The sequence below is a fragment of the Stutzerimonas stutzeri genome (assembly GCF_000935215.1).
GTDB lineage: Bacteria > Pseudomonadota > Gammaproteobacteria > Pseudomonadales > Pseudomonadaceae > Stutzerimonas.
Genome location: NZ_JXXD01000218.1, coordinates 1 through 1759, shown reverse-complemented (window position 1 = coordinate 1759; position 1759 = coordinate 1). Strand labels below are relative to the sequence as shown.

Here is a 1759-nt window from a genome sequence, read left to right as displayed (position 1 = left end):
GGTGAGGGCGCTTTTTTCACGTTGACTGCCTTTGCCAAAGCCGAATAAAAACAGTCAGGAGGCAGCATGCATCCGTTCAGCTTTGCCACAACCGCGCAATTGATCTGTGAGCCCGGCTCTTCTCGCCGTTTGGCTAGCCTCTGCAAGGAGCGCGGGGCGCGTTCCGTATTGGTCGTCACCGATCCGGGCATCACCCGTTTCGGCCTGCTCAATGATGTCTTGCCTGGCTTCGAAAGCGAAGGCTTGGCAGTTGCGATCTACGATCAGGTCATCGCCGATCCGCCGGAACACATCGTCATGACGGCGGTGGAGCAGGCTCGGGCAGTGGGAGCCGATCTCATCATCGGTTTCGGCGGTGGCAGCTCCATGGACGTCGCCAAGCTGGTGGCGTTGCTGGCGCATCCGGCCTGTGCCCAATCGCTGCAGGATATCTACGGGGTCGGCAATGCCAAGGGCCAGCGCCTGCCGCTTATTCAGGTGCCGACCACCGCCGGCACCGGCTCGGAAGTCACGCAGATCGCCATCATCACCACCGGCGAGACGACCAAGATGGGTGTGGTATCGACCCTGTTGCTGCCCGATCTGGCATTGCTGGATGCCGACCTCACCCTCGGCCTGCCTCCAGCGGTGACCGCGGCCACCGGTATCGACGCCATGGTGCACGCCATCGAGGCCTACACCAGCGCACTCAAGAAAAACCCCATGTCCGACCTGCTGGCCCGTGAAGCCCTGCGTCTATTGGCGGCCAACCTCGACGAAGCGGTACACAACGGCAGCAACCGCGAGGCACGCCAGGCCATGCTGCTCGGCGCCTGTCTGGCCGGGCAGGCGTTTGCCAATGCGCCGGGGGCGGCGGTGCATGCCTTGGCCTATCCGCTGGGAGGCAACTTTCATATTCCGCACGGGCTGTCGAATGCGCTGGTGCTGCCGCAGGTGCTGCGCTTCAACGTCAGTGCGGCGACCACTCATTACGGCGAGCTGGCGCCGATCATCCTCGGTGATCGTTTGCGCGCCGACGACCCGTCCACCTACGCCGAGCAGTTGATCGAGGAGTTCGAGCAGATGAGTGCGCGAGTCGGCCTGCCGACCCGGCTGCGCGATGCCGGCGTGCCGGAGGAGATGCTGCCGCAGCTGGCCAAGGAGGCAATGCTGCAGCAGCGCCTGCTGGTCAACAACCCGCGCGAAGTCACCGAAGCCGATGCGCTGGCGATCTATCAGGCGGCGTATTGAGCGCCTTTTTACTACTGCACGTGGAAACCACCCATGCCTGAGCAACCCAAGCACCTGCGCCACGATTACCGGCATTTCCAGCCGATCACCACGCGCTGGCACGACAACGATATCTATGGCCACGTGAACAATGTCGTCTATTACGGTTTCTTCGATACCGCGGTGAACAACTATCTGATCCAGCAGGGCGGGCTGGATATCCAGGGCGGTGAGATCGTCGGTTTCGTGGTCAGCTCCGCCTGCGACTACTTTGCGTCGATCGCTTATCCGGACGTCATCGAGGTCGGGCTGCGGGTGGCCAGGCTGGGCAACTCGTCGGTGCAATACGAGCTGGCTATCTTCCGCGAGGGTGAGCAGGAGGCCTGCGCCGCGGGCCGCTTCGTGCATGTCTTCGTTGAACGCGCAAGCAACCGTCCCACCGCCATCCCCGGGCGCTTGCGCGCCGCGCTGGAAGCCTTGAGTTAACCCACTCGGCGCATCCAGCAGAAGCCCGTAAACGAGATCGCCCGGAGCGGCTGGGCCGGTCCGG

General features: G+C 63.3%; 2 protein-coding genes. Both read left to right on the top strand.

The genetic code is table 11. The features are described 5' to 3' along the window. The first annotated feature begins 66 nt into the window (after window positions 1-66). Window positions 67-1230: an iron-containing alcohol dehydrogenase gene (locus LO50_RS19260; RefSeq protein WP_044316038.1), complete on the top strand. Its 1164-nt coding sequence runs from the start codon at window positions 67-69 to the stop codon at window positions 1228-1230. A 33-nt stretch (window positions 1231-1263) separates the two neighbouring features. Beyond that, window positions 1264-1695 carry an acyl-CoA thioesterase gene (locus LO50_RS19255; RefSeq protein ID WP_044316037.1) on the top strand — a complete coding sequence of 144 codons (432 nt, stop codon included), beginning with the start codon at window positions 1264-1266 and terminating at the stop codon, window positions 1693-1695. The last annotated feature ends 64 nt before the right edge of the window (window positions 1696-1759 follow it).

Coding starts and splice junctions, on each gene's coding strand:
- LO50_RS19260 (WP_044316038.1), top strand. CDS start 67: ATGCATCCGTTCAGCTTTGCCACAACCGCGCAATTGATCTGTGAGCCC.
- LO50_RS19255 (WP_044316037.1), top strand. CDS start 1,264: ATGCCTGAGCAACCCAAGCACCTGCGCCACGATTACCGGCATTTCCAG.